Below are 22,678 nucleotides of genomic sequence, written 5' to 3'. Positions count from 1 at the left end.
CACAGTCCCGTAGCAATCACTCAACGACGCCGGGGCCAGCTTCTCGATCAGGTTGGCCTATGGTGGTAGAAGCTCCGGCAGGAGGGGCAGTAGGAAGCTTAGAGGCCACATCGACCGCGAACAGGTGGCAAGCCATGGAAATTTCATAGAAATCAGGTGGGCTAACCAATAGTTTTTCGCCTAGCGCGTATTGACGCAATCTTGTCGCGCGACCGAGATAGAGTGAAGTTCCGGTTGCCGCCGTCTCGTCATCAACTTCGTGAGTGTCGAGTATCTCGCCGAGGGCCAGTTCAACCTCCTCGCCCCCGCGTTTGTAAAACACTCGTATGCGCGGAAAACTCAATGTGAGCATTCCTGTCACGGGGTCAACGTCCTTGGGGCCAACGACGCCAGTACGATGCTCAAGGCAGTTTCGCGCTTTTTGCAGTGAACTGAACTCTTCTGCAAAAGTCATTGGTTGGGTAAGGCCCTTGTTTACCTCAGCCAATAGAACTGGAAAGTTCAACTTCTGTGCATTTGCCCGATGGCTTGCGACCATGGCCTCGTAGGCGGCCATAGTTGTCTTCCCGCCGCCCCAACGAAACACATCAAGATAGAGCATAGCCTCCTCTAGCGTCTCACGAATACCTCTTGTCAGGTCCTGAAAACCCTTGCCGAGCACCCAGTTTTGCAGTGTGTTTGTTATCTCATCGGCTGACCCCGGTATCGGATCGAAGCGATACCCCATGAAGTCCCCCCTCATATCGGGAGGCGTCTGATCCTCTTGCGACAATGCTTTGAGACATCGTTCTACCGCCAAACTTGCGACGCTCACCGCCCTCCTAGCCGGCGCTGCAACACCATTTGGATTGAGCTTAATGGCAACCCGCAGAAAATCTGGCGCTGGGCTCCTCTCGGGCGAAGGGCCTAGACTCGCGTCTCCCTCACTCTCGGAATTCAAGCAAACCTCCTGCTATTTTTCCCGGCACTCATTCGAGACACCATATCTTGATTGCGTTGGTGTCGCTCCCCCCTCCCCCTCCTGTCGCCGATGGTTCATCCACAGGGTCCGCGACGCCCGGCTCAGCGGCTTGCAAGGCTTCGATGAGTGGACCCTAACGTGGGTGGTCGGACACATCGACAGTGACCGCCCTGAGGCGCTGGACGTTAGCCAACATGGCTACGCTGGGGTTGACGCAGAAAAGGCTAAGCGGGCCTTGGTGGAGGCTGTGAAGCTGCCGATTGCTATTGCCGCCGCTGTGAAGAATGGATCACTGAGGTGAGAGTAGTGCGTCCAGACCGCGACAGTGCTCAAACTTCGTCTCCCGACGCATCCTTAATAAGCAATTAAATCTCAGTTTGCAGGGCTTGACGTCGTAACATCAGACATCCACCTTAGATTGTAGGAAATAATGGGGACGGGGCAATGGTCACCAACGTTACGTTTGCAGAAGATGACCCTCTCTTTGAAATTGCGAGGTTCTCCGAATCTAGTTCGAGCAATCCGTCTCGCATCAATATCACAGGGTTGCCCAGCGGCGGAGAACTCTGGTACAGACCGAGTTGGACGAACCAGCTTGTCCAAATCACAACCCCAATTAGCTTTTACGAAGGGCAAAGCAACCTCACCCTCGACAGCGTCGCCATATTTTTCAGGCCATATGCCGACTTTGCCGGATATGCAGGTCGCCTCGCCGTTAATGAATTTACGTCCAATACGACCCCATCAACTAGGTACTTCGAGTACGACATAAACGTAACGTCGAGTCCCGATGCTCCTCGTGATATAGTACTTTCCGGGTATACCGTTGCAGAAAATGATCCCGGTGCTGGCGTTGGGGTCATCACGGCAGTTGACCCTGACGCCGGCGACTATAGCAACTTCGCCCTGGTAGGAGACGTAAGCGGTAAGTTCGAAGTTCTGTCGGGAACCCTGCGTCTTCGGCAGGGAGAGCAACTCGATTTTGAGCAGCAAGCCAGCTATGTTGTCAGGCTTCGGGCGGTGGACTCTACCGGGCGGGCCTACGAGCGGGACCTGACACTTCAAGTAACAGACGTGTTTGAGGGACCAGACCTGCCCACTCAGGGGGCGGACCTGGTTTATGGAACCGCTGACGGAGACGTAATCGCTGCACTCGGCGGCAGTGACGTTGTTTATGGCCTGGGGGGCAATGACCAAATCTCGGGTGATGCGGGTAATGACTATATTTCGGGCGGTACAGGCGACGACACGCTCTCCGGGTCATCTGGGATCGATACGTTGATTGGCGGCGACGGCGTAGATCGGCTTGATGGCGGAACTGGCGCGGACGCCCTGGAGGGCGGTGCAGACAGTGACGTCTATTTAGTCGATAACGCAGGGGATGTGATTACAGAGGAGGTCGGATTTGGCAGCGCCGACAGAGTAATGGCTCGTGCCAGTTACACGCTTGAATCTGGTGTAGAAGTGGAACTGCTGACGACAGCAGCCTCCTCAGCCACGACAGCTATAAACCTCACCGGCAATTCGCTGCATCAGGAAATAGTAGGCAACGCTGGGGAAAATGTTCTTAAGAGTGGTGCAGGGCTACCCGACTTGCTCAAGGGGAGGGGCGGTAACGATACCTACGCCGTCTACAACTCGGGAGATATCATAGTGGAGGCAGCCTCCGAAGGCTCCAACGACAAGGTGGCGGCGGCCGTATCGTATGTGCTGGCATCAAGCGTCCATATTGAGCAGATGGCTACCACCTCTGCGGGAGGCACCTCGCCAATAAGCCTTACCGGCAACGGGCTTGCGCAGACGATTACCGGGAACGCGGGGGCCAATAGACTTGAGGGCAAAGGCGGTAGCGACTCGCTCCGGGGACTGGGTGGAAACGACACTTTCGTATTTGCCTCCACTCTTGGCGCGAACAACGTGGACACGATCCTTGATTTCAATCCCACCGACGACCGTTTCCTGTTGTCGGACAACGTCTTCACCTCCTTGTCCACCGGGACACTTTCCGCCTCCGCCTTCCGCGCCAATATGACAGGGCTTGCTGAGGACGGCACCGACCGAATCATCTTTAACACCACCACAGGCGAAATCTTTTACGACGGCAATGGGAGTGCCGCCGGGGAAGGGGTTTTATTTGCGAAGGTTACAGTGGGTTTGTCCCTTACCCATTCCGATTTCTCGATAGCTTAGCACTTCTTGCCCCGCCGAATGTCTTCCTCTTGCCGGCTATTGTGAGCCTTGCTATCGGGCGGACTTAGTGCGGCCTGTCATGAAAAACGGGTCGCTTGCGCGAGATCAACTCTGTAGTAGGGGCACACAAATCGTTCCGGCGCCCGGTGTGACCAAAGCTCTGAATTGTGACCCCAAGCCGCAATTCCGATTACACCGCCGCTAAGCAGGCGTCGATGAAATGCCACGGCAGAGCAAGCCCACGTGAGAAGCACCGCGAATCTCCCGATTAATTGTTGCCACAGCGTTTGGCCGGAGCCTCGTCAACTGAAAAGTGGGTCACCCATCCGAGAGGTCACCTCATGCAACGGCGCGGCGGCATTCCCCCCGTGCCACCCCCTACCCATCAAAAGCTTGTCTTGTGCGGGCCGCGTTGCCTACCCTCATCGACGCGAAGGCCCAGACTTCTAGTGGGGCCGAGGGAGGGGGGAGGAGCGAGATGAAGGTTTGGAACAGCACGATGGTGCAAATTGTCCGATGCTCGCCGTCTCACATGACCAAGCTCGTGTGAGTCCGCACTAGGGCATCGAAATCAGTCTCACACAAATAGTCTCTTGACGTTTCGCTTCAAAGTCTCTCATAATGGTCTCACATGACGCCTCTTAATGGAGACCTTCGCAATGTCCGCTCCCGTCCTCATCGGCTATGCCCGAACCTCGACCGCCGACCAGAAGGCGGGACTTGAAGCCCAGCTTCGCGACCTAGCCGCCGCAGGCTGCACGAAGATATTCCGCGAGGAACTGTCCTCAGTCGCCACCAATCGCCCTCAACTTCAAACCGCCCTTGAGTGGGTGCGGGAGGGGGACATCATGGTAGTGACCAAGCTTGACCGCCTAGCCCGGTCTGTAGCCGACCTCATCACCATCACCGGGGAACTGAGGAGGAAGGGGGTAGAGCTTCGCATCCTCGCCATGAACCTCGATACGGGGACACCTACCGGGAAGCTTATGGTGAACCTGCTTGCCTCCATAGCGGAATTTGAGCGGGAGCTAATGTTAGAGCGCCAACGCGAGGGCATCACCAAGGCCAAAGCCGATGGGAAGTACAAGGGGAGGCAACCTACGGCCCGTGCCAAGGCGGAGAAGGTGATGAGGTTGCGGGCAGAGGGTAAGTCCGCGAATGACATCGTGCAGGCATTGGGCATTAGCCGCGCCAGCTACTTCCGCATCGTTGCCGAGAGCGGGCAGGAAGCCGCCGCATAAGACGCCCCCATTGACTCCCGCCGCCCAAGGGAGCCCAATTGCCACTGGGAGGGCGGAGAGATGCAAAGGGGAGCGCACCCTCTTGCGCTAGTGCTGGTCCTGCTATTGGCGGCCTGTAGCGCCTACGGGCCACAAGCGCCGACAAGTGTCTCAGCATTCCCACCGTCGCCTCCCGCCACCGCGCTGCCAGTTGCACCGGACGTGTTGGACCAGTCGGATGCCCTCGCTGCCAATTCACTCCCTCCCGCAACTGACCCCGCATTTGGCTCCCCAGCGCATCCGATAAGCCCCAGCGCCGTGCCGAGCGAGACGCCACCCCTCTATGCCGCAAACACCTATTCAAATGTCCCGACGCGAGCACCATACAGCGGGGTCTGCGATTGCCCATATGACACCCGTTCGGACGGAAGCTCATGCGGGGCATCAAGTGCCTATTCGCGGCCCGGCGGACGCTCGCCAGCCTGCTATTCCGCAGAGGCAGCGAGTGGCGCGGGCTATCGGCCCGCATATCAGCCCACCTATTCGCCGCCCTATAAGCCGACCTACGGCAGTTGCGCGGAGAATGGGAGTTGCTACGGGGACGTAAGCAATCTCACCGGACGCCCCAAGACGGTTGCAGTGCGGGGATACTTCCGCAAGAACGGCACGTATGTGAGGGGACACTACCGGAGCCGGCCGCGCAGGCGATGGTGACGAGTCATCTCCTAACCACGGCTCTCCCTGGCAAATCGGAATTCTCCAAATCAGTTCCAAATATACCAAACGCCGGGAAGACGTGGCGAGTCGAGCAATTAGGAGAAGTCGGCTTTCAGCGGGTCCCTAGTCCGTCTGCTTTTGATTGGAGTTTCTTCAAGCTAATCCATATGTACCCATCTGGACCGCACCAAGTTAGCTCTGGGTCGAAACACGCAGTGCATACCCAACCCATTATTGTTGAGCCATCGGTAATCAATATTAAGCTGGTATTCATCCGCATTGACTCTCATATCATCGCAGAATCCGTTATCGACCGCATGTTTCAACTCAATTGAGCCAGTCACCGATCTGGGATCAAGTCGCCAACCCTGGCTAATTTGATCGTCCGTCAATCTCTTTGAAATGGTTGGCCGAGAACTTCCGCCTTCCCCTGCGGTTTCTATTTCGGAATCGGCACCAAAATCATACGGAATAACCTCCTTAGAAAGCTTGATACGCTTTGGAAGATACGCCGTTGTAGCTCCATTTTTTGTCCTGACGGCAACAACCATTGTCGTAAAGGCGTCAGGAAGCTGGAGAACGACATCGCACGCTATATCGCGATCTAGTTGGGCACCTTGCGCAAGGCAGCCAACATCACCTGTAACGCCTTCAGGCAACATCAAATTACTAAGAATTTCGGTTGCTGGAACTCCCGCAAATCCAAGCCACTCTACCTTCAAGACAACTTCCTTGGCCGAAAAGACTTCGAACCGGGCGGTGAGACCGTTCCTTCCCCGCATGCACTCCCGCCAAGCTCTTACAATTTCTGGGTCGCCTGAACTCAATGCAACATCAATCTCTTGGCGCGATATCACATCGACGTCGAGTTCATCTCTGATCGACTGCTGCTTTTTTTCAAAATCCGATTGCGAGAAATCGCCACCAATCACTATCTCGCCTAGCGGTATACCAAATCCACCAGAAGTATCAGACTTCGCCTCATCGTAAGTAGCCTTTGCAAATCGACTGCGTATGATTTGTTGGAAATAATTGTTTTCACGGTATTGACTTGTTTGAAAAGTCCCTTCTCTTAAAACATCTCCGCACCGATCTTGCGCCACCGCTTCCCCGGCGGTTGCCGATAAAAACAGAAAGATGGGAAGAGCTAAATTTCTCATTTGGTGACCCCCTGCAATCAGAAGCAAACAGACAGACGTCAACGTCGCCGCAAGGTCGATACTAGCTCACAAACCGCAACTCGCAATGCCTTCAATCGCGGTATGGCTCCAGTTTATCTGATCGCAAGCGTATTTAAGCGAACCCCATTCCGCCAAGTTTTACTGCTCAGCATCTGTTCAGGGCCGCAGGGCGATACCGGCGCAGCTTGGCATTAAGGCGAAATTCTGCGGCGGCAGACCAAAAACATGACCCCAACGTCCATCACAAACCTAGGGACGGCCAATGATCCACTGCACCTCATCGCCGTTGTTGCCCACCTTCGCAAGGTCCAGACATTCCGGCACCTGTAGGCAGGCCAGAACCGCAGCATCCTTTGCCTCGCCCAGGCCGGAGGTGGTGGACCAGTGCTCTTGAAGCAATGTGCCGCCCCAGAGGCCAACCGCAAGCGTAACGGGGTAGCCATAGCGGCGGGCAAGACGCTCCGCCTTTGCGCGGCGGTGAACACCCTCTGGCCCGTCAAAACTCTGGTTGATCACCATTAGCGTTCCGAGGAAGGACACGACGCCGATGCCTATCCGCCATTTCCATTCGAGTGATGGGAGCACTTCCGGCAGTATCCAATCGACCGCGCTTCCCACAACCAGTGCAACTGCCACCATGGAAACATGGAGGGCTGCCGTCTCGAACAACTCCCTTGTGTCATTGGTCACTGAATCCTGCTCGCTCTTCCCCCTAAGTTTGGCAAGGATCATTTGCCGCTCCTCCTCATTCGCCGGGAACGGACGGTTGAATTGGTCCTCAGACATTGGAGCCCCCGATGAGGCAAATGCCTGCGGTACGCCCCCGCAAGCCTGCCTCCCTGACCCTGATCGGGGAGTTGGAAAACCGAGCCTAGGCTGGTCCCTGCGGCCTTTAGTTCGGAGAACCTGGACATACGCCACAGGCTCCCCGACCAAAAGTCGAGGATCGATGCCATTCCGGTTGACACCGTACCGCTAGGCTCAGGGTTTCCACGCCCCGGAACGCCGCGTCTGCGCTCGTTTCGAACAATGAATTGCTGCGGGCCGATTTGCAACTCCCGGCAAGGCAACGACGATCGGCGAACGTTTGTGGCGAAGATCGGTTAGCACCTGCGACTAATACGTCACATTTCGCTGTTCCCCTACGTGTGAGAACTTCATAGGGAACCGGGCGAGCATAGCGAGCAGGAATTGCAGCGACGATGACTGAGCAGTCCAAAGGTGCTTCCGGACCAGAGATTCCGATCCTATCCGGGTCGATACCCAAAGGCGGTGAACTGACTTTCTTCGTCGCCGCGTCGGCACATGGCCTAGCGGGTGGCGGGCATACCCACGGATTCTGTGTGTTGGTGACAGATAAAGATGGAAATGAACTCTGCTCAATTCTCTTTCGATCACGGTCAAAGCAATCGGACAATATGAGGGGTGAGTTAGGTGCGACGCTGACCGTGCTTGAATTCATAGAAGCGAACGAATTCTCGTCTGTTAGGTCGATAGTATTTTCTCGTGCGGAGTACATATACAGATGGCTTGGCAGGAACATCAAGACGTGGCTGAAGGAGCCAAAGAGGAAAAATCTTGATATATTGAGAAAGATAGGGCCGCGCTTAGATCGCAATGCAGTTCATTTTGCCAATTCCGACAGTGCGCCATTGCCGGAAGGTGCGGAGAGGGCTTTGCATTTAGCCCAAGTAGCTGGTCGATCCGCGCCGTTCCACTTTGACGAGGATGGCCTTGGTGACGCCGAATGGGACGCTTTGTGTGAGGCTGCGTCGAGACCTTGGGAATAGTGGGTAGCCGATGCCGACACGCTCCGATACCCGACTTTGCCCCATTCCCGGTTGCGGCCGTCCCGCAAGCGCCCCCAAGCACCGGAATGTTGTCCAGTTCCATTGCGTCTACCACATCCAGCGCAAGGCCCGGCACGGCTCGCATTGGCACCCCGGCTATCGTGCTGCTGACCTCCATCCCTACGTGAAGTGCGCCGAAAGCTGGCTTGATGCCAATGACGGTCACCGGATGGTTTTCCCCGTTTGGCAGGACCTTAACGTCCGGCTGGCGATGGCGGGGCCTGTAGACCCGGCAAACAATCTCCGGGGCCGCTCAGCCGCTTACAAGGCTCAAGTCTGTTGATTGCCTTTGAGAACTGACCCGGCAGCGCAGGATATTTCCATCGAGAATTGACCCATGTTTGAACCACCCCTGCATGACAGTGGGGGCATTGGAGTGATCGACATGGCGTTATTGAGCGTAATCCGACGCTGGCATTTTCGAGAGAATCTATCGATCCGTGAGATTGGCCGTAGGACTGGCCTGTCGCGGAACACCATCCGCAAATATCTACGCTCTGATGGCGTGGAGCCTCAGTTCAAGGTTCCGGAGCGGCCGAGCAAGCTTGACCCGTTTGCCGACCGTTTGTCGGCCTGGCTGAGGGCGGAAGCAAAGAAGAACCGCAAACAGAAGCGGACCGTCAAGCAGTTCCATTCCGATCTGGTGAGCCTTGGCTATGAGGGGTCTTACGGTCGTGTTGCTGCTTTCGCCCGGGAGTGGAAGGCAAATCTTCAGAGGGAATTGCAGACGACAGGACGAGGGACATTCGTGCCGCTGGCGTTCGAGCCTGGAGAGGCGTTCCAGTTCGATTGGTCCGAGGATTGGGCCATCATCGGCAACGAGCGCACCAAGCTGCAGGTGGCGCATACGAAGCTCAGCTACTCCAGGGCCTTCATCGTTCGAGCCTATCTGCTGCAGACGCACGAGATGCTGTTCGACGCCCACAATCATGCCTTCCGTGTCTTTGGCGGCGTTCCCCGGCGCGGCATCTACGACAACATGCGCACGGCGATCGACAAGGTCGGGCGCGGCAAGGAGCGCGACGTCAACGTCCGCTTCATGGCGATGGCCAGCCACTACCTGTTCGAACCCGAGTTCTGCAATCCAGCGTCAGGCTGGGAGAAGGGGCAGGTCGAGAAGAACGTCCAGGATGCGCGTCATCGCCTGTGGCAACCCATTCCGCGCTTTGCCTCGCTCGAAGCCCTGAACGACTGGCTGGAGCTTCGATGCAAGGAGTTTTGGCAGAAGACCCCGCATGGAAAGATGCGCGGCACCATTGCCGATATCTGGGCAGAGGAATCCCAGGCCCTCATGCCGACATCACGTCTCTTCGACGGGTTTGTCGAATACACCAAACGGGTCTCCCCGACCTGTCTCGTGCATTTAGAGCGCAACCGCTACAGCGTTCCGGCATCCTTTGCCAATCGGCCTGTCAGCGTTCGGATCTATCCGGATCGCATCGTTGTTGCCGCGGAGGGTTTGATCCTCTGTGAGCATCGCCGCATCATCGATCGCTCGCATGATCGGCCGGGTCAGACGATCTATGACTGGCGCCACTATCTGGCTGTTGTTCAGCGCAAACCAGGCGCGCTGCGCAACGGAGCACCGTTTGCTGAACTCCCCGATGCGTTCAGGAATTTGCAACAACACTTGCTCAAGAAGCCAGGCGGCGATCGCGAGATGGTCGACATCCTGGCGCTCGTCTTGCAACACGACGAGCAGGCCGTGCTATGTGCCGTGGAGATGGCGTTGGAAGCCGGCGTTCCAACCAAAACCCATGTGCTGAATCTGCTCCATCGTCTGATCGACGGCAAATCGCTCACACCCCCGACCATCAGTGCTCCTCAGGCCCTAACGCTCACCAATGAGCCGAAGGCAAACGTCGAGCGCTACGATGCCTTGAGGAAGGCCGCAGAGGTGCGCCATGCGTCATAACCCTGCCAGCGGCGCAATAGTCATCATGCTTCGAAGCCTGAAGATGCACGGCATGGCGCAAGCTGTCGGCGAACTCACCGAACAGGGGGCGCCCGCATTTGAAGCCGCCATTCCGATCCTGTCGCAACTGCTGAAGGCCGAAACGGCGGAACGGGAGGTCAGGTCCACAGCCTATCAGCTCAAGACGGCGCGCTTTCCAGCCTATCGCGATCTCAATGGCTTTGACTTCGCCAGCAGTGAGATAAACGAGGCCCTGGTGCGTCAGCTTCATCGTGGCGAGTTCATCGATGACGCCAACAATGTTGTCCTCGTCGGCGGCCCAGGCACAGGCAAAACCCATATTGCGACCGCGCTTGGCGTGCAGGCCATCGAGCATCATCACAAACGGGTTCGCTTCTTCTCGACTGTCGAGTTGGTCAATGCGCTCGAACAGGAAAAGGCACAGGGACGATCAGGCCAGATCGCCAATCGCCTCGTGCATTCCGATCTCGTTATCCTGGATGAGCTCGGCTATCTGCCGTTCAGCGCATCAGGTGGCGCATTGCTCTTCCATCTGCTGAGCAAGCTCTACGAACGCACCAGCGTGATCATCACCACAAACCTCAGCTTCAGCGAGTGGGCGACCGTTTTTGGCGATGCCAAGATGACAACCGCGCTTCTCGACCGGCTGACCCATCACTGCCACATCCTGGAGACCGGGAACGACAGCTTCCGGTTCAAGAACAGCTCTGCCCAAGAGCCGAAAAGAGCAAAGGAGAAAGCTAGAACCTTGACCGTCCCCGCAGAACCAAAACATACATGAAGGGCGGGTCACTTCTCGGTGAAAATGCCGGGTCAGTTCTCAGTGAAAATCAACAGATGCAGGATATGCGGAGCGCGAATTGACAAGAAGTCGATGCACCTAGACCACGTTGTCGAGAAGTCCTCCGGTGGCCTTGCCGATATCGAAAATAGTCAGTGGCTGCACCCCTATTGCGACAGCACGGCGAAGTATCAAGTGATACCACCGGAGCGGGAGGAGGGTTTGCAACCCCAGTCTCTGCGTTGAGCCTGGCACAAGCTAACGGCGGTGAATCGACGGAAACGAATACCGATGGTCAGTTGTTTTTTTAGCGCCTATTGTTTCCAATGTTGCGTTGTGTCAGTGCTGTCGGAAAGACGTTTTGTCATTCGGGGGGATTCTATGATAAGCAAGCGCATCGTCTTTGCAGCTATTTTTGTTGCCATGACAGTCCCCAGGTTTGCAAATGCGGAGGGCAATATGCCAATTATCATTCCTGAGAGACTACAAGAACTAGCGTTCAAATACCCAATCGCAGATCGTCTTGATATAAATTGGAACAACGCCCAACCGGACGATATAGGACGTTATCTGGGCTTTTTGGCATCTGTAGCGGTCGTAGCTGAAGAAATTGGAAAGCAGAATAATCGTAGCGCTCCATCCGACGAAGACTTCGTAGCGGCAATCGGAATACAATGCATATTCCCGCCAAACAAGCCTCCGCTTGTGGAGAGTTCATGGCCTGCTCAAGTGCCTGCTTTCTACAATGAGGGCGTTCGAAATGCCATTCGGGCGGCGGTGGGCCCTGAGGCCGTCGCATTGCCTGCTCAACTGGAAAAAAGTGGGCCGGATGCGTACCCTACCGCGTTCGAAGGCCTGCCGACTACCAGTGACCAATATTTTGATAAGGTCTTCAACGTCAACAAATTGCCTGGAGCGCAGTGAATGTCTGGATGGTGGGTCAACGCTTGTTCCTCCCTTGCACGTTGGCCGATTGTCGAAACTGCCGTGGCGTTTGTTTGGCTTGGCAGCGTTTGGTACGCTTGGCGTGGTGTGCCCACCCCGACCGTTCCGGATGCCGCTGAGGAACGCAATCTGGGCGCTACTGTCATTCTCGCGCAGTTGAACGGAGTGATCACTGGCTGCTCAATCATTATTGCCGGGGTGGGTGCTTTTATCGCACTCAATACGAGCGGGCTTGGCGCAGCCGCTCCTCACGTCGAGTGGGCTTCTATATGGGCCGTTCTTGCCCTTGGGGCCGCGTTATACGCATTAGCTACCCTTCCGACTCGCACTCCGACTATCAACTTCGTCCGGTCAAAGGAGGTGGCAATTCTCAGCGCCACTGCCCTCCTGTTCGCCCTCTATGCAGGGGCCAGGTTTATGCTGGCGGCGGTCGCGTCCATCAAATGACCAAGTCAACTTTGAGCCGATAGGCTTTGGCAGGTTAACGCAAACTCAATTTTGGGGCACCGCCCTGGGGCACCCAGCGACGCCGACTGGCGAGAAAGTTCAACGAAATCAGTTAGATAGAATTGCATAAGTTGACTGGCGGAGAGAGCGGGATTCGAACCCGCGTTACGGTTTCCCGTAAACACACTTTCCAGGCGTGCGCCTTCAACCACTCGGCCACCTCTCCGCGCCGTTCCGGCAAGCCGGTCGGGTGCCGGGCTCCTCTAGTCGATCTTATGCGCCGTGCCAAGCCGTGTTCTGTGCGATCGTGGCGAAGGTTTTTACTGGCGTCGATGAGGCGGCGCGACGGGATGCGACGATAGCCGGGTAAAAAGCGGCTGCCTCGCTGCCGCCGCCCGGGTTTCGGCGCTGGCGGCGGCCGAAGCGGGGGCGGCGCCCCGGCGATGTTTTCGAGAGTTCCCGACGCGGCCGAGGGTAGGGGCGCATCGCGGATCTTCTTTCAGGCGGCCGCGTTTCCCTTCAAACAAAAGTCACAATGACCGGAACTCTGGTCGCGCCGTCCGCAAAGCCTCGATTTCACGGGCGGCCGGTTGAACTGCGCCGCGGCCCGCAATATTGCTGTGTCGCAAGCGAAACCTGGAACGGAATGGTACGCTTTGTCTCTCGCCTGCTTTCAATCGTCGCGCTGTCGGCATCCGTCGTCCTGGCGGTGGTCGACGCCGCGCGTTGCGTTGCGGCGTCGGCCCTGGTGATGACGCCGCTTTCCGTCAGTTGGGGTTGGGTTTCGCCCGGCACTCTGGCTTTGCTGCGTGAGACGGTCTCAACTCGCCTTGGCCCGCTCGCCTGGGACGTCGTCGCGAATATCCTCGGCCTCCCGGGTTTCGTTGTCTTCGCAGCGCTTGCCCTGATGTTCTATGCGATAAGCCATCGGCCCGGACCGGCTGCCGGTCAGCCGGCGGCCTGACCGGCCGCCCGAAAGAACGATCACAACAAGGATGAAAGATGTTTTTCCTGAGTGACATGCTGAACAGGAAGATCAACCTGCCGAAGCCTGGGGAAGCCCTGCCGGGCCGGCAGAAGGCCATTGCCACGGCCAGCAGGCATTTCGTCTCGAAGCGCCCGCTGAAGGGACCGTATCCGGAAGGGCTCGAGACCGCGATGTTCGGCCTCGGCTGCTTCTGGGGCGCCGAGCGCATGTTCTGGCAGATGCGGGGGGTATGGGTCACCGCCGTGGGTTACGCCGGCGGCTTCACGCCCAATCCGACCTATCAGGAGACCTGCACGGGTCTCACCGGCCATACCGAGATCGTGCTGGTCGTGTTCGACCCGAAGATCGTCTCCTACTCGGACCTGCTGAAGGCCTTTTGGGAGAATCACGACCCGACGCAAGGCATGCGCCAGGGCAACGACGTCGGCACGACGTACCGTTCGGCGATCTACACGTTCGGCGAAGCGCAGCATGCCGCAGCCCTTGCCTCCCGGGATGCCTATCAGGACTCGCTGAAGCAGGCCGGGCGCGGCAAGATCACCACCGAGATCGAGCCGGCGCCGGTGTTCTATTTCGCCGAGGACGACCACCAGCAGTACCTGGCGAAGAACCCATACGGCTATTGCAACCTGCGCGGCACCGGCGTGTCCTGCCCGATGCCGCAAGCCGCGTCCGCCGCCTGAGGGCGACGCCCGGGCTTTTCCAAACGGTCAAGATTCCGCGTGAATTTTGTCTTTTGGCATGCAAGAGTGGTCCAGAGCGGGCGGTGAACGCCGCCTGCCGTGCTCCGCTCATCGCCCGTGTGGTGACGAGCCGGGAGCGCCGATCAAAAAGAACCGACAGGGTGTGGATCACATGAAGCGTTTCGTTCTCGGCCTCCTGGCCGCAACCGTGTTCACCGTCCCGGCATTCGCCGCGGACATCAAGCCGGCGATCATCTACGATCTCGGCGGCAAGTTCGACAAATCCTTCAACGAATCGGCCTTCAACGGCGCTGAGAAATTCAAGGCCGAGTCTGGCATCGAATACCGTGACTTCGAAATCCAGAACGACGCCCAGCGCGAGCAGGCGCTGCGCAAGTTCGCCGAGGACGGCAACAACCCGATCGTCATGGCCGGCTTCTCCTGGGCGGCGACGCTCGAGAAGGTCTCGGCGGACTTCCCCGACACCAACTTCGCCATCATCGACATGGTCGTCGACAAGCCGAACGTCCGCTCGGTCGTCTACAAGGAGCAGGAAGGCTCCTACGTAGTTGGCGTGCTGGCGGCGCTGGCCTCCAAGTCCAAGAAGGTCGGTTTCGTCGGCGGCATGGACATCCCGCTGATCCGCCGCTTCGGCTGCGGCTATGTCGGCGGCGCCAAGGCGGCCGGCGCGACCGACGTGATCGAGAACATGACCGGCGACACGCCTGCGGCCTGGAACGATCCGACCAAGGGCGGCGAGATCGCCAAGTCGCAGATCGACCAGGGCGCGGACGTCGTCTACGCGGCGGCGGGCGGCACCGGCGTCGGTGTCCTCCAGGCGGCGGCGGATGCCGGCAAGCTCGGCATCGGCGTTGACTCCAACCAGAACGGCCTGCAGCCCGGAAAAATCCTGACCTCGATGGTCAAGCGCGTCGACGTTGCCGTCTACAACGCCTTCACCGATGCCAAGGACGGAAAATTCACCGCCGGCATCAACGACCTCGGCCTCAAGGAGGGCGGCGTGGACTACGCCATGGACGACAACAACAAGGACCTCGTCACCGCCGACATGAAGGCGGCGGCCGAGAAGGCGAAGAACGATATCATCGCGGGCACGGTCAAGGTGCACGACTACATGTCGGACAACGCCTGCCCGTATTGATCGGCATATAACGCAACGCGAAAAAGGGGCCGCCGGGCACAGTTCGGCGGCCCTTTTCGTTTCGCCATTTCATCCCGCCCCGACTGCATTTCCCGGTCGCTACTGGCGCGGCGCCGCGGCCTCGGTGTCGAACACCTCGGTCATCTGCAGCTCCTTGCCGGCGCTGTTGAAACGCCAGAGATTGGCGGCCCGGCATTCGACGTCTCCGCGGTCGCCTTGCTTGTCTATCGGCATTTCCCGAACATCGTGATGTTGTCGCCTTCGCAAACATAGGTCTCGGCGTGACGTGGACCATCGTCCAATCGTTGATAACTCCACCCATATAGTCGAGACATCATTGCCTGGAATTGTGGTCTTCGGCAAAAGAAAGCGCCGGAGGGTCTTCATGTATGCTGGCGATCCAGCGCCGATCGTCTATCGGTCCTGCCATTATCCTTGGCTGTCGCCCTTCTTGTCATTCCAGGCCCGGTATGCAGCCTCCAGGCGAGCAAGGTTTGATTGCTTGCAATGTGCTTCCTTTCCGAAATGAATATAGGTCAATAAATACTGACGCTGCGTAAGGTAAATCGCGATTTTTATTGCAAACAGGTGCGTCGGCGGCGTCATCCGGAAACATTCGTGACCGATGAATGCGAACTGCGTGTCCAGGGGCGATGCGCCGTTTTGAGAGCAAATGCCGCCGATGACCGACAACAACATGCGCCTGACGACGATCATCGTCCTGCTGGTGGCCGGTATCCTGGCCGGCACGCAACTCGGCAAGGTCGCGCCGCTGATCGGCTGGTACCAGTCCGAGGTCGGCTTCTCGCTGGTGCTGACCGGGTGGTTCACCGCAATGATCGGCATTTTCGTCGCTCTTGCGGCGCTGCCGGCCGGCTGGGCCATCGAGCGTGTCGGGGCGCGAAAGTCCTTCTTCGTCTCGGCCCTGGTGCTGGCCGCCGGCGGCGTCGCGCTGGCGCTGCTGCAATCGGCCTTCGCCATCTTCGTCGCCAGGCTGGTCGAGGGCCTCGGTTATCTCATCCTGGTCATCGCCATTCCGGCGTTGCTGAACAGCGTTCCATTGCCACGCTGGCGGGCGACGGCGCTGGCGGTGTGGGGCGGCTTCGTGCCGATGGGTTTCGCCATCGACGATTTTTTGGCGCGTGGCATCGACGCGCCGGCCAATCCGCGTTTCTTTCTGATGACGGCGGTCGTGCTCTTCCTGCTTTTCGCCGTGTCTGCTGTCCTGCTGCTCGGCCGGATCGGCGACGCCGGAGACGAGCGGCAATCGTCGGGGCCATCCACAGGCAGCTTCGCGGCGACGCTCACAATACCGGTCGTCCTCGTGTCCCTGGCGTTCGGTGTCTATGTCGTGGTCTCGATCGGCTTCTTCACTTTCCTGCCGAGTTTCCTGCAGGGACCGGATTCGGCCCTTCTCGTGTCGGCCGGCACGATTTCGCTCACCGTTCTGCTCGGCAATTTCCTGGCAAGCCTGCTGGTGCGCCGCAGCGCACGTCTGTCGCTGCTGCTTGCCGCCGCCGGTTTCGGCGTCACGGCGCTTGCGGCATGGCCCGCCTTCACCGGCGCGGACGGCACATCCGCAACCGCCGCCGTGATCGTCTTTGCCGTCGCAGGCGGTCTGACAGCCTCGACGCTGTTCGCGGCGATCCCGGCCATCGTCCCGCGTGGCGGCTCGGCGGCGGTGGCCATCGGCCTCGTCTGCCAGGCCGGCGGCATCGGCACGGTGGTCGGTCCGCCGTTGGCCGCCGTTGTCATCGACGGCCACGGCTGGACGGGCTTCGCTTGGTATCTTGCGGCGCTGTCTGCGGCGGGCGCGGTGTGCCTGCTGCCGTTTTTCGTCGGCAGCTCCGTGCAGGCGATGGGCAAGCCGGGCGAGGAAGCCGCGCGCACCCTATCGGGCAGCAATGGATGATCAATTTCCGTATCGACGATCTGGACGGCATGATGGCGGGGCTGAACGCTGCCGGCATGGGCGTCGAGACGCCGGCGTGAGCGGCTGCCAACACTTGAGCGCCGGTCATTTTAAGATCTGCGTAGACCGTCCAAGATGAGCACCACGGCGGGTCAAGGAGCAGCGCGCGACCGCCCGACCTATCTCGAAGCGCCCATGACGTAGCCCAGCACAAAGGCGGTCAGAAGCGCTGTCGCCAGCATAGCAAGCCGAAGCACCGCCGGTCGGTCGAGGCGCGAAACCATGGTGCCGGAAGCCAACTCCTCCGCCGCTGGCGGTGGCGCCGTCAGCGGCCGGCTTTCGCCTTGCAGCGCGTGCATCTGCGGCAGCCCGGCCAGTTGCGCCGACACCGCCTGCCAGCGCCCGTCCGGTTCGGGCGTCTCGCGAAGTTTCGCCAGCCGCTGCCGCTCGGCGATTTCCATGACCGCGTCGCGAAACGAGGTGTCGCGCTCAAGGTCGCGTTCGGCGCGCTCGCGCTCGGCTTCGTCCATCAGGCCGAAGACATAGTTGCCCGCCCGGGCAAGTCGGTCGGTGTCGTTCATCGAAAAAGTCCCCGGCGCGAATAATGCCGCGAACCGGCGCCTCTGTACAGCGGGAGCGAGGGTTTCGGCGGGACGTGGTCGACACTTTTCCCCGGCCGCGAGTGGCGTCACCAGTGCGGCGGCTTGGTCACCGGCATGTCCGGCTGCACCTGTTCCTCCAGGCTGAGGAACCGCTCCGTCAGCGCATCGAGCTTCTTCTGCATCCGGTCGATCACCTTCCACTGCTCGGCGATCTGGCCGGACAGTTCCTCGATGGTCTTCTCCTGTTCGGCGGCGCGGATTTCCAGCGTCGTCAGGCGATCGGCCGGCATGACCATGCAATTGCTCCTGTGCGGGTTCGCCGGGAAGGCGAGGCGGACGCCAGCGCCCTTCGCACCCGCGATCGAAATTGACAAGCACCGGTGGATTTGTCGAGAGTAGCCGGGCCGGGACGATTGGCAGGGGAAAGCCTGCGTGCTAGCGGTTTTGACCAAACGATAAAAAGAAGAGTGGGACAAGTGCATGGCGCAAGCCGCGATCCAGCTCATCGGCATCAACAAGAGTTTCGGTGCCGTGCGCGCCAACCGCGACATCAACCTTGAGGTCGAGCGCGGCACGATCCACGGCATCATCGGCGAGAACGGCGCCGGCAAATCGACGCTGATGTCGATCCTCTATGGCTTCTACCAGGCCGACAGCGGCGAGGTGCATGTCGGCGGCAAGGCCACCTCGATCCACACGCCCAACGACGCCATCGCCGCCGGCATCGGCATGGTCCATCAGCATTTCATGCTGGTGGAGAATTTCACCGTCATCGAAAACGTCATCCTCGGGGCCGAAGGTGAGCCCCTGCTCAACGCCTCGATCTCCAAGGCGCGTTCGGAACTGCAGCGGCTCGAGCGCGAATACGGGCTGGAGGTCGATCCCGACGCCGTGATCGAGGAGCTTCCCGTCGGCCTTCAGCAGCGAGTCGAGATTTTGAAGGCGCTGTTCCGCGGCTGCGACATCCTCATCCTGGACGAGCCGACCGGCGTGCTGACGCCGGCCGAGGCCGACCATCTCTTTCGCATCCTGAAAATGCTGAAGGACGAGGGCAAGACGGTGGTGCTGATCACCCACAAGCTGCGCGAGATCATGGCGATCACCGACACGGTCTCGGTGATGCGGCAGGGCACGATGGTCGCCACCCGCAAGACCTCGGAGACGACCGTCGAGGAACTGGCCGAACTCATGGTCGGCCGCCGCGTGCTGCTGCGCGTCGAGAAGGGCGAGCCGAAACCCGCCGCAGTAAAACTCTCGGTGAAGGATCTCGTCGTCAGGGATTCGCGCGGCGTGGTCATGGTCGACGGCGTCTCGCTCGACGTGCGGGCCGGCGAGATCGTCGGCATTGCCGGTGTCGCCGGCAACGGCCAGTCCGAACTGATCGAGGCGATCTCCGGCATCCGCAAGGCTGTGTCCGGCACGGTGCTCCTCGACGGCAAGCCGATCGACGTCACCGGCCATGCCGACCCCGGAGAACTGCGCGACCGCGGACTGGCGCATGTGCCGGAGGACCGCCACCATGTCGGCCTGGTGCTCGCCTTCGAGGAGGCGGAGAACTCCATCCTCGGCTATCACGACAAGCCGCAATATCTGCGCGGGCCGTTCCTGAACATCGAAGCCATCCATGCCGATGCGCGGGAAAAAATCGAGAAATACGACATCCGCCCAGCCAATGACCGGCTGAAGACCGCGAATTTCTCCGGCGGCAACCAGCAGAAGATCGTGCTCGCGCGAGAAATTGAACAAGACCCCGGCGTGCTGATCGTCGGCCAGCCGACACGCGGCGTCGATGTCGGCGCCATCGAATTCATCCACAAGCGGCTGATCGCCATGCGCGACGCCGGCAAGGCGGTGCTGCTGATCTCGGTCGAGCTCGACGAGATCCGCTCGCTGTCCGACCGCATCCTGGTGATGTTCGCCGGTCGCGTCGTCGGCGAGCGCGGACCGGAGGCTACGGAGGGCGAACTCGGCCTGCTGATGGCCGGCGTGGAGAAGCAGGAGGCGGCGGAATGATTGAGCGCCTCGATCTACATGCGAAGTTGGACCTCGCGATTGCAAAAAGCCGCACATTGGCAGGTCAACGATTGGTGCCGGTGACTAGTCGGGCTACGCTGCCGCAAATCCCCGCAATTTATGTATTCTATGACGATAGCTGTCCTGTCCACGTCGGAAGGTGCCGTAAATTGCGGGATCGGATTAATGGGCAATGTTCCGGGACGCTTTGGTCATCAAGTTTCGCGTTCAAGAGAACGCGAGAAAGAGTCGCACACGACAAAGGCGATGATTCCTATTTGAAGGCGTCGTACAAGACAGAAGGGTCGAGAAAGGAGCTTTTTTCGAGAGCTTATTTCAAATTGGAGTTTGATAGGACAATAGAATGGCTAAGGGGCATTCACCTGCGTTATCTGCAAACAAGCGATGATGTGGAGCAATATCTCCTAGAGTTGGTTGTGGCGAACGAATTAGCGATTTCTCTTGACGAATTTAGGACGACCTAGCCGATGAGCGCCCCCTTCGCAAAGCTCCCCCGCTGGGCCGACTATGGCCTGATCCCGGTCATCAACCTGCTGGTGGCCTTCATCGTCGCCGGCATCGTCGTGCTTCTGGTTGGCGAAAACCCGCTGAAGGCGGCCGTCGTGCTGGTCGACGGCGCGTTCGGTTCGGGCCAGAACCTCGCCTATACGCTGTATTACGCGACCACTTTCATCTTCACCGGCCTTGCCGTGGCGGTCGCCTTCCATGCCGGCCTGTTCAACATCGGCGGCGAGGGCCAGGCCTATATCGCCGGCATCGGCGTGGCGCTGGTCTGCCTGACCTTCGACGGCATCCTGCCGTGGTGGCTGACCTTCCCGCTGGCCATCGTCGCCTCGGCGGTCGTCGGCGCGCTGTGGGCGCTGATCCCGGCCTATCTGCAGGCCAAGCGCGGCTCGCACATCGTCATCACCACCATCATGTTCAACTACATCGCCGCCAGCGCGATGGTGTACCTGCTGGTCAACGTCATCAAGCCGGCCGGCTCGATGGCGCCGCAGACGCGCGATTTCCTCGAAGGCGCGCAACTGCCGAAGCTCGGCTGGCTGTTCGAGGCCTTCGGCCTGTCGATCCGTTCGGCGCCGCTCAACATCTCGTTCCTGCTGGCGCTCTTCATGTGCTGGGTGGTCTGGGTGCTGATCTGGCGCACGAAACTCGGTTTCGACATGCGCACCTTCGGCCACAGCCCGAAGGCGGCGCGTTACGCCGGCATTTCGGAAAGTGGCATCATCATCGTCGCCATGCTGATCTCCGGCGCGCTGGCAGGCATGATGGCGCTCAACCCGATCATGGGCGACCAGCACCGTATGCAGCTCGACTTCGTTGCCGGCGCCGGTTTCGTCGGCATCGCCGTGGCGTTGATGGGACGCTCGCATCCGGCCGGCATCATCGCCGCCGCCGTGCTGTTCGGCGCCCTGTATCAGGGTGGCGCAGAACTGGCCTTCGAGATGCCGAACGTCTCGCGCGACATGATCGTCATCATGATGGGGCTCGTCATCCTGTTCGCCGGCGCGCTGGAGCACATGTTCCGCCCGACGGTGCAGACCGTCTTCGCCTCGCTCAGCCCGCGCAGCATGGGTGTGCCGGCCGCGAAAGGGGAGGGCGCCTGATGTTCTTCGACACCGCCATCCAGCTTTGCGACGCCACGCTGCGCGTGTCCGCGCCGCTGCTGCTTGCCTGCCTCGCCGGCCTCTATTCCGAGCGCGCCGGCATCTTCGACATCGGCCTCGAGGGCAAGATGCTGGCCGGCGCCTTCGCCGGGGCATCGGCTGCCGCCGTCTCGGGTTCGGCCTGGGTCGGGCTGCTGGTCGCCATCCTGGCCGCCGTCGCCCTCGCGCTGGTCCATGGCTTCGCCTCGATCACCCATCGCGGCAACCAGATCGTCTCGGGCGTGGCCATCAATTTCGTCGTCGCCGGCTCCACCATCATCCTCGGTCAGGCGTGGTTCCGGCAAGGAGGCCGCACGCCGTCGCTGGCCGGCGATGCCCGCTTCGGCGAGATCATCCTGCCGGGCGCCGACGCCGTGCGCGGGGTGCCGATCCTCGGGCCGATCTATTCGGACGTTATCTCCGGCCATTCCATTCTGGTCTATGTCGCCTTCCTGATGGTGCCGCTCACCTGGTGGGTGCTGTTCCGCACCCGCTTCGGCCTGCGCCTGCGCGCCGTCGGCGAGAACCCGGCGGCGGTCGACACCGCCGGCATCTCGGTCACCTGGCTGCGCTATCGGGCCGTCATCATCACCGGCGTGCTGACCGGCATGGCCGGCGCCTATCTGTCGGTCGCCCAGAACGCCGGCTTCGTCAAGGACATGACCGCCGGCAAGGGTTACATCGCGTTGGCGGCGCTGATCTTCGCGAAATGGAAGCCGGTGCCGGCCATGTTCGCCTGCCTGCTGTTCGGTTTCCTCGACGCGGCGTCGATCCGCATCCAGGGTAGCCCGGTCGGCATCGCCACCTGGCTGCCGCCGCTCGCTATCCTGGTCTGCGCGCTGGTGCTGCTCGGCTACGTCAAGCTGAAAACGCCCGCCGTGATCCTCGGCTCTGTGCTTGCCGGCCTTGTCGCCTACGGGCTCGCGGTCGTGCTCCAGCCTTACGGCCCGGCGCCGGTGCGTGTGCCGGTGCAACTCGTCAACGCGCTGCCTTTCATCCTCACCGTCATCCTGCTTGCCGGATTCATCGGCAAGGCCATCCCGCCGCGCGCCGGCGGCGTGCCCTATGTGAAGGAGCGGTGAGGTGCTGAAAAATGCTGGAGGAAGATTGATGAGACGCTTTTTGTTGGCCGCCGCCCTGTGTGTCGCTCCGGCCGCGACCTTCGCCGACACGACGGTCAACGTGGCTGCCGATTTCGAGAAGGACTACATGAAGTTCTATTGCGTCTACGAGAGCAATCTCTATTCGCTGGGAGCTGACATGTGTTCGGCGGACGGCCACGTCCAGGTCTGTGTCCTGGACGACAAGCAGTCGCCAAGGGCGATCTGGAAGGTCAACACGCAATTATGCGCGGCCTCGACCGACGAATAAGCGAACCGCCGTCGGACCGGATCCGGTCCAGCGCCTCCGGCGCCGACGGGAA

Annotated in this window: 23 protein-coding genes and 1 tRNA gene; 16 read left to right on the top strand and 8 right to left on the bottom strand. The window is 59.8% G+C overall.

Features of this window, described 5'->3' with window-relative positions; all coding sequences use genetic code 11:
- Window positions 1-16 precede the first annotated feature (16 nt).
- Complete coding sequence (locus ACSBOB_RS29650) at window positions 17-727, bottom strand: hypothetical protein (protein WP_442579606.1); 711 nt, start codon at window positions 725-727, stop codon at window positions 17-19.
- A 678-nt stretch (window positions 728-1,405) separates the two neighbouring features.
- Here ACSBOB_RS29650 and ACSBOB_RS29645 point away from each other — a divergent pair.
- Window positions 1,406-3,151, top strand: a complete 1,746-nt coding sequence (locus tag ACSBOB_RS29645) for a calcium-binding protein (protein ID WP_442579605.1) — start codon at window positions 1,406-1,408, stop codon at window positions 3,149-3,151.
- Window positions 3,152-3,810: 659 nt separating this feature from the next.
- A complete protein-coding gene (locus ACSBOB_RS29640; protein WP_442579604.1) occupies window positions 3,811-4,392 on the top strand; it encodes a recombinase family protein in 582 nt (193 codons plus the stop codon).
- An 854-nt stretch (window positions 4,393-5,246) separates the two neighbouring features.
- Here the strand turns inward: ACSBOB_RS29640 and ACSBOB_RS29635 are convergent.
- Together ACSBOB_RS29635 and ACSBOB_RS29630 are read right to left on the bottom strand one after the other, a co-directional pair.
- Window positions 5,247-6,248 (bottom strand): hypothetical protein, encoded by a 1,002-nt coding sequence (locus ACSBOB_RS29635; protein ID WP_442579603.1) that lies wholly within the window; start codon window positions 6,246-6,248, stop codon window positions 5,247-5,249.
- Window positions 6,249-6,518: 270 nt separating this feature from the next.
- Window positions 6,519-7,055, bottom strand: coding sequence for a hypothetical protein (locus tag ACSBOB_RS29630; protein ID WP_442579602.1), 537 nt, complete (start codon window positions 7,053-7,055; stop codon window positions 6,519-6,521).
- A gap of 416 nt (window positions 7,056-7,471) precedes the next feature.
- Between ACSBOB_RS29630 and ACSBOB_RS29625 the strand changes: the two genes are divergently transcribed.
- From ACSBOB_RS29625 to ACSBOB_RS29600, 6 genes are all read left to right on the top strand, one after another.
- On the top strand, window positions 7,472-8,059 hold the full coding sequence (locus ACSBOB_RS29625; protein WP_442579601.1) for a hypothetical protein: 588 nt from the start codon (window positions 7,472-7,474) through the stop codon (window positions 8,057-8,059).
- A gap of 445 nt (window positions 8,060-8,504) precedes the next feature.
- Complete coding sequence (istA, locus tag ACSBOB_RS29620) at window positions 8,505-10,034, top strand: IS21 family transposase (protein ID WP_442583696.1); 1,530 nt, start codon at window positions 8,505-8,507, stop codon at window positions 10,032-10,034.
- The gene (istB, locus tag ACSBOB_RS29615; RefSeq protein ID WP_442577702.1) at window positions 10,024-10,836 is read left to right on the top strand and encodes an IS21-like element helper ATPase IstB; all 813 of its coding nucleotides are present in this window, start codon (window positions 10,024-10,026) and stop codon (window positions 10,834-10,836) included. The genes istA and istB overlap by 11 nt, the downstream gene beginning before the upstream one ends.
- A 24-nt stretch (window positions 10,837-10,860) precedes the next feature.
- Window positions 10,861-11,082, top strand: coding sequence for an HNH endonuclease (locus ACSBOB_RS29610; RefSeq protein WP_442583874.1), 222 nt, complete (start codon window positions 10,861-10,863; stop codon window positions 11,080-11,082).
- Between the two features lie 135 nt (window positions 11,083-11,217).
- A complete protein-coding gene (locus tag ACSBOB_RS29605) occupies window positions 11,218-11,760 on the top strand; it encodes a hypothetical protein (RefSeq protein WP_442579600.1) in 543 nt (180 codons plus the stop codon).
- Entirely contained in the window at window positions 11,761-12,228 is a 468-nt protein-coding gene (locus tag ACSBOB_RS29600) for a hypothetical protein (protein ID WP_442579599.1), read from the top strand. It abuts the gene before it with no gap.
- Between the two features lie 136 nt (window positions 12,229-12,364).
- Here the strand turns inward: ACSBOB_RS29600 and ACSBOB_RS29595 are convergent.
- Window positions 12,365-12,454: transfer RNA gene (locus ACSBOB_RS29595), tRNA-Ser, on the bottom strand.
- A gap of 309 nt (window positions 12,455-12,763) precedes the next feature.
- On the opposite strand from ACSBOB_RS29595, the gene ACSBOB_RS29590 reads away from it, so the two are divergent.
- From ACSBOB_RS29590 to ACSBOB_RS29580, 3 genes are all read left to right on the top strand, one after another.
- Window positions 12,764-13,192, top strand: coding sequence for a hypothetical protein (locus ACSBOB_RS29590; protein WP_442579598.1), 429 nt, complete (start codon window positions 12,764-12,766; stop codon window positions 13,190-13,192).
- A 38-nt stretch (window positions 13,193-13,230) separates the two neighbouring features.
- Entirely contained in the window at window positions 13,231-13,899 is a 669-nt protein-coding gene (msrA, locus tag ACSBOB_RS29585; RefSeq protein ID WP_442579597.1) for a peptide-methionine (S)-S-oxide reductase MsrA, read from the top strand.
- A 172-nt stretch (window positions 13,900-14,071) separates the two neighbouring features.
- Complete coding sequence (locus ACSBOB_RS29580) at window positions 14,072-15,061, top strand: BMP family lipoprotein (RefSeq protein WP_442579596.1); 990 nt, start codon at window positions 14,072-14,074, stop codon at window positions 15,059-15,061.
- A 99-nt stretch (window positions 15,062-15,160) separates the two neighbouring features.
- Here the strand turns inward: ACSBOB_RS29580 and ACSBOB_RS29575 are convergent, their stop codons facing one another.
- Together ACSBOB_RS29575 and ACSBOB_RS29570 are read right to left on the bottom strand one after the other, a co-directional pair.
- Window positions 15,161-15,295 (bottom strand): hypothetical protein, encoded by a 135-nt coding sequence (locus tag ACSBOB_RS29575; RefSeq protein ID WP_442579595.1) that lies wholly within the window; start codon window positions 15,293-15,295, stop codon window positions 15,161-15,163.
- A gap of 195 nt (window positions 15,296-15,490) precedes the next feature.
- Window positions 15,491-15,754: a hypothetical protein gene (locus tag ACSBOB_RS29570; protein ID WP_442579594.1), complete on the bottom strand. Its 264-nt coding sequence runs from the start codon at window positions 15,752-15,754 to the stop codon at window positions 15,491-15,493.
- Here ACSBOB_RS29570 and ACSBOB_RS29565 point away from each other — a divergent pair.
- Window positions 15,744-16,973 carry an MFS transporter gene (locus ACSBOB_RS29565; RefSeq protein ID WP_442579593.1) on the top strand — a complete coding sequence of 410 codons (1,230 nt, stop codon included), beginning with the start codon at window positions 15,744-15,746 and terminating at the stop codon, window positions 16,971-16,973. The two genes, ACSBOB_RS29570 and ACSBOB_RS29565, sit on opposite strands and share 11 nt — an antisense overlap.
- Window positions 16,974-17,152: 179 nt before the next feature.
- On the opposite strand, the gene ACSBOB_RS29560 is transcribed toward ACSBOB_RS29565, so the two are convergent.
- A complete protein-coding gene (locus tag ACSBOB_RS29560) occupies window positions 17,153-17,554 on the bottom strand; it encodes a hypothetical protein (RefSeq protein WP_442579592.1) in 402 nt (133 codons plus the stop codon).
- 107 nt (window positions 17,555-17,661) lie between these two features.
- The gene (locus tag ACSBOB_RS29555; RefSeq protein ID WP_442579591.1) at window positions 17,662-17,871 is read right to left on the bottom strand and encodes a SlyX family protein; all 210 of its coding nucleotides are present in this window, start codon (window positions 17,869-17,871) and stop codon (window positions 17,662-17,664) included.
- A gap of 184 nt (window positions 17,872-18,055) precedes the next feature.
- Between ACSBOB_RS29555 and ACSBOB_RS29550 the strand changes: the two genes are divergently transcribed.
- The 4 genes from ACSBOB_RS29550 (at window position 18,056) to ACSBOB_RS29535 (ending at window position 22,626) form a co-directional block, all read left to right on the top strand.
- Window positions 18,056-19,588 carry an ABC transporter ATP-binding protein gene (locus ACSBOB_RS29550; protein WP_442579590.1) on the top strand — a complete coding sequence of 511 codons (1,533 nt, stop codon included), beginning with the start codon at window positions 18,056-18,058 and terminating at the stop codon, window positions 19,586-19,588.
- A gap of 488 nt (window positions 19,589-20,076) precedes the next feature.
- On the top strand, window positions 20,077-21,216 hold the full coding sequence (locus ACSBOB_RS29545; protein ID WP_442579589.1) for an ABC transporter permease: 1,140 nt from the start codon (window positions 20,077-20,079) through the stop codon (window positions 21,214-21,216).
- Window positions 21,216-22,337, top strand: coding sequence for an ABC transporter permease (locus tag ACSBOB_RS29540; RefSeq protein WP_442579588.1), 1,122 nt, complete (start codon window positions 21,216-21,218; stop codon window positions 22,335-22,337). Before ACSBOB_RS29545 ends, ACSBOB_RS29540 begins: the two co-directional genes overlap by 1 nt.
- Window positions 22,338-22,365: 28 nt before the next feature.
- Window positions 22,366-22,626: a hypothetical protein gene (locus ACSBOB_RS29535; protein ID WP_442579587.1), complete on the top strand. Its 261-nt coding sequence runs from the start codon at window positions 22,366-22,368 to the stop codon at window positions 22,624-22,626.
- Window positions 22,627-22,678: the final 52 nt, after the last annotated feature.

The sequence above is a fragment of the Mesorhizobium sp. KACC 23794 genome (assembly GCF_052180275.1).
Taxonomy (GTDB): Bacteria; Pseudomonadota; Alphaproteobacteria; order Rhizobiales; family Rhizobiaceae; genus Kumtagia.
This window is presented reverse-complemented; position numbering and strand designations above follow the sequence as displayed.

Excerpts from the sequence above, each read along its gene's own strand:
- ACSBOB_RS29650 (WP_442579606.1), bottom strand. The coding sequence starts at position 727 with ATGGGGTATCGCTTCGATCCGATACCGGGGTCAGCCGATGAGATAACA.
- ACSBOB_RS29645 (WP_442579605.1), top strand. The coding sequence starts at position 1,406 with ATGGTCACCAACGTTACGTTTGCAGAAGATGACCCTCTCTTTGAAATT.
- ACSBOB_RS29640 (WP_442579604.1), top strand. The coding sequence starts at position 3,811 with ATGTCCGCTCCCGTCCTCATCGGCTATGCCCGAACCTCGACCGCCGAC.
- ACSBOB_RS29635 (WP_442579603.1), bottom strand. The coding sequence starts at position 6,248 with ATGAGAAATTTAGCTCTTCCCATCTTTCTGTTTTTATCGGCAACCGCC.
- ACSBOB_RS29630 (WP_442579602.1), bottom strand. The coding sequence starts at position 7,055 with ATGTCTGAGGACCAATTCAACCGTCCGTTCCCGGCGAATGAGGAGGAG.
- ACSBOB_RS29625 (WP_442579601.1), top strand. The coding sequence starts at position 7,472 with ATGACTGAGCAGTCCAAAGGTGCTTCCGGACCAGAGATTCCGATCCTA.
- istA (WP_442583696.1), top strand. The coding sequence starts at position 8,505 with ATGGCGTTATTGAGCGTAATCCGACGCTGGCATTTTCGAGAGAATCTA.
- istB (WP_442577702.1), top strand. The coding sequence starts at position 10,024 with ATGCGTCATAACCCTGCCAGCGGCGCAATAGTCATCATGCTTCGAAGC.
- ACSBOB_RS29610 (WP_442583874.1), top strand. The coding sequence starts at position 10,861 with ATGCCGGGTCAGTTCTCAGTGAAAATCAACAGATGCAGGATATGCGGA.
- ACSBOB_RS29605 (WP_442579600.1), top strand. The coding sequence starts at position 11,218 with ATGATAAGCAAGCGCATCGTCTTTGCAGCTATTTTTGTTGCCATGACA.
- ACSBOB_RS29600 (WP_442579599.1), top strand. The coding sequence starts at position 11,761 with ATGTCTGGATGGTGGGTCAACGCTTGTTCCTCCCTTGCACGTTGGCCG.
- ACSBOB_RS29590 (WP_442579598.1), top strand. The coding sequence starts at position 12,764 with ATGACCGGAACTCTGGTCGCGCCGTCCGCAAAGCCTCGATTTCACGGG.
- msrA (WP_442579597.1), top strand. The coding sequence starts at position 13,231 with ATGTTTTTCCTGAGTGACATGCTGAACAGGAAGATCAACCTGCCGAAG.
- ACSBOB_RS29580 (WP_442579596.1), top strand. The coding sequence starts at position 14,072 with ATGAAGCGTTTCGTTCTCGGCCTCCTGGCCGCAACCGTGTTCACCGTC.
- ACSBOB_RS29575 (WP_442579595.1), bottom strand. The coding sequence starts at position 15,295 with ATGCCGATAGACAAGCAAGGCGACCGCGGAGACGTCGAATGCCGGGCC.
- ACSBOB_RS29565 (WP_442579593.1), top strand. The coding sequence starts at position 15,744 with ATGACCGACAACAACATGCGCCTGACGACGATCATCGTCCTGCTGGTG.
- ACSBOB_RS29560 (WP_442579592.1), bottom strand. The coding sequence starts at position 17,554 with ATGAACGACACCGACCGACTTGCCCGGGCGGGCAACTATGTCTTCGGC.
- ACSBOB_RS29555 (WP_442579591.1), bottom strand. The coding sequence starts at position 17,871 with ATGGTCATGCCGGCCGATCGCCTGACGACGCTGGAAATCCGCGCCGCC.
- ACSBOB_RS29550 (WP_442579590.1), top strand. The coding sequence starts at position 18,056 with ATGGCGCAAGCCGCGATCCAGCTCATCGGCATCAACAAGAGTTTCGGT.
- ACSBOB_RS29545 (WP_442579589.1), top strand. The coding sequence starts at position 20,077 with ATGAGCGCCCCCTTCGCAAAGCTCCCCCGCTGGGCCGACTATGGCCTG.
- ACSBOB_RS29540 (WP_442579588.1), top strand. The coding sequence starts at position 21,216 with ATGTTCTTCGACACCGCCATCCAGCTTTGCGACGCCACGCTGCGCGTG.
- ACSBOB_RS29535 (WP_442579587.1), top strand. The coding sequence starts at position 22,366 with ATGAGACGCTTTTTGTTGGCCGCCGCCCTGTGTGTCGCTCCGGCCGCG.